This is a genomic window from Pseudomonas sp. (assembly GCF_037994325.1).
In the GTDB taxonomy this organism is placed as follows: domain Bacteria; phylum Pseudomonadota; class Gammaproteobacteria; order Pseudomonadales; family Pseudomonadaceae; genus Aquipseudomonas.
Genome location: NZ_JBBNAH010000329.1, coordinates 1 through 2,937 on the forward strand (window position 1 = coordinate 1; position 2,937 = coordinate 2,937).

Sequence of the window (2,937 nt, forward strand, 5' to 3'; positions counted from 1 at the left end):
CGAAGTCCGCGAGACCTTTCTCAGGTTTTTTGAGTCCAAGGGCCATCGGCGCGTGCGCAGCAGCTCGCTCGTTCCTCACGGCGACCCCACGCTGCTGTTCACCAACGCCGGCATGAACCAGTTCAAAGACTGCTTCCTCGGCCAAGAAAAGCGCGCCTACACCCGCGCCGTGAGCAGCCAGAAGTGCGTGCGCGCCGGCGGCAAACACAACGACCTGGAAAACGTCGGTTACACCGCACGTCACCACACCTTCTTTGAAATGCTTGGCAACTTCAGCTTTGGCGACTACTTCAAGCGCGACGCCATCAACTACGCCTGGCAATTCCTAACCTCCGAACAATGGCTGAACCTGCCCAAAGAAAAACTCTGGGTGACGGTGTATGCCAGCGATGACGAGGCGTACGACATCTGGACCAAAGAAGTCGGCGTACCGGCTGAGCGTATGGTTCGTATCGGCGACAACAAAGGCGCGCCATACGCCTCCGACAACTTCTGGACCATGGGCGACACCGGCCCGTGCGGTCCTTGCACCGAGATTTTCTTCGACCACGGCGCCGATATCTGGGGCGGCCCTCCCGGCTCGCCAGAGGAAGACGGTGACCGTTACATCGAGATCTGGAACAACGTCTTTATGCAGTTCAACCGCACCGCCGATGGTGTGCTGCATCCATTGCCTGCGCCGTCGGTGGACACCGGCATGGGCCTGGAGCGTATCAGCGCCGTGCTGCAGCACGTGCATTCGAACTACGAAATTGACCTCTTCCAAAGCCTGTTGGCCGCCTGCGCCAAGGCCATCGGTTGCAACAACGACGACCAGCCTTCACTGAAAGTGGTGGCCGACCATATCCGCTCCTGCGGCTTCCTGATTGCTGACGGCGTAACACCGTCCAACGAAGGCCGTGGCTATGTGCTACGCCGTATCATCCGCCGCGCTTGCCGCCACGGTAACAAGTTGGGTGCCAAGGGTAGCTTCTTCTACCAGATCGTTGCCGCGCTGGTTGCCGAGATGGGCGATGCCTTCCCGGAATTGAAAGCTCAACAGGCGCACATTGAGCGAGTGCTGAAAACCGAAGAAGAGCAGTTCGCGAAAACCTTGGAGCAAGGTCTGAAAATCCTCGAGCAGGATCTGGCCGAGCTCAAGGGCACTGTTATTCCCGGTGAAGTGATCTTCAAGCTTTACGACACCTTTGGTTTTCCCATGGACCTCACCGGCGATATCGCCCGTGAGCGCGAGCTGACCCTCGACGAAGCTGGCTTCGAACGTGAGATGGAAGCCCAGCGCGTGCGCGCTCGTTCCGCCAGTTCGTTCGGTATGGATTACAACAGCCTGGTGAAAGTCGACGACGAAACGGTTTTCCTTGGCTATAAAGCCACCTCGGGTAGCGCTAAGGTTGTGGCGCTGTTTAAGGCTGGCGCTGCTGTAGAGCAGTTAAATGCGGGTGAGGAGGGCGTTGTTGTCCTTGATCAGACTCCGTTCTATGCAGAGTCCGGCGGTCAGATTGGCGATTGCGGTTACCTGCAAGCTGGCGATGTGCGCTTTGATGTGCGCGACACCACCAAAGCAGGCGGTGCGTTCCTGCACCATGGCGTGGTTACCGAGGGCAGCCTGAAAGCTGGCGCCAGTATTGAAGCCCACGTTGAAGCGGACGTGCGTCAAGCCACTTCGCTCAACCACTCGGCTACCCACTTGCTGCACGCAGCCCTGCGCCAAGTACTCGGCGAACACGTGCAGCAGAAAGGCTCGCTGGTGGACAGTCAGCGTCTACGCTTCGACTTCAGCCACTTTGAAGCCATCAAGCCTGAGCAGATCAAAGCGCTGGAAGACATCGTCAACGCCGAAATCCGCAAGAACACTGCAGTCGAAACCGAAGAAACCGATATTGAAACCGCCAAGAACAAAGGCGCCATGGCGCTGTTTGGCGAGAAGTACGGCGACAACGTGCGCGTATTGAGCATGGGCGGCAGTTTCTCGGTGGAACTGTGCGGCGGTATCCACGCCTCGCGCACGGGCGATATCGCCCTGTTTAAAATTACCAGCGAAGGCGGTGTGGCTGCCGGTGTGCGTCGTATCGAAGCCGTCACGGGCGCCGCTGCGCTGGCTTACTTGAATAGCGCCGAAGAGCAGCTGAAAGAAGCGGCGGCGCTGGTCAAAGGCAACCGCGACAACGTGCTGGATAAACTCAGTGGTCTGGTTGAACGCAATCGCCAACTGGAAAAAGAACTGGAGCAACTCAAAGCCAAGGCCGCTAGCGCGGCAGGTGATGACCTCTCGGGTTCGGCAGTAGATGTGAAAGGCGTGAAGGTACTCGCCCATCGTCTGGATGGCTTGGACGGCAAGGCGCTGTTGGCGCTGGTCGACCAGTTGAAGAACAAGCTCGGCCGCGCAGTGATCCTGCTTGGCGGAGTGAGCGATGACAAAGTTGTGCTGGTCGCAGGCGTTACCCAAGACCTGACCGCGCAGCTCAAGGCCGGTGATTTGATGAAGCAGGCCGCGGCAGCGGTCGGTGGTAAAGGCGGTGGTCGCCCGGATATGGCTCAAGGTGGCGGCGTTGATGCCGGCGCCCTGGATGCCGCGCTGGCGCTGACTGTGCCTTACGTCGAACAAGGTCTATAACGCTCGCCCCAGATTGCCGCCTGCTGCCCGGCAGGCGTTGGCAACGGGACGAGGCGACTGATTAATGAGGGGCTGAGGCAGCTGCAAATGGCTTTGATCGTACAGAAGTTTGGGGGCACCTCCGTTGGCACCGTCGAGCGTATCGAGCAGGTGGCCGAGAAGGTCAAGAAATTCCACGAAGCCGGTAATGACCTGGTGATCGTGTTGTCGGCCATGAGCGGTGAAACCAACCGCCTGATCGACCTGGCCAAGCAGATTAGTGATCAACCGGTTCCGCGCGAGCTGGACGTAATGGTCTCCACTGGTGAGCAGGTGACTATTGC

1 protein-coding gene and 1 pseudogene are annotated in these 2,937 nt (G+C 58.9%); both read left to right on the plus strand.

Annotated features, from left to right (window positions below):
- Positions 1-2,614: alanine--tRNA ligase (gene alaS, locus AAAB16_RS11070; protein WP_340663361.1), on the plus strand; the 2,614-nt coding region annotated here is incomplete at its 5' end.
- An 87-nt stretch (positions 2,615-2,701) separates the two neighbouring features.
- Positions 2,702-2,937, plus strand: a pseudogene (locus AAAB16_RS11075) (aspartate kinase); the annotation flags it as partial.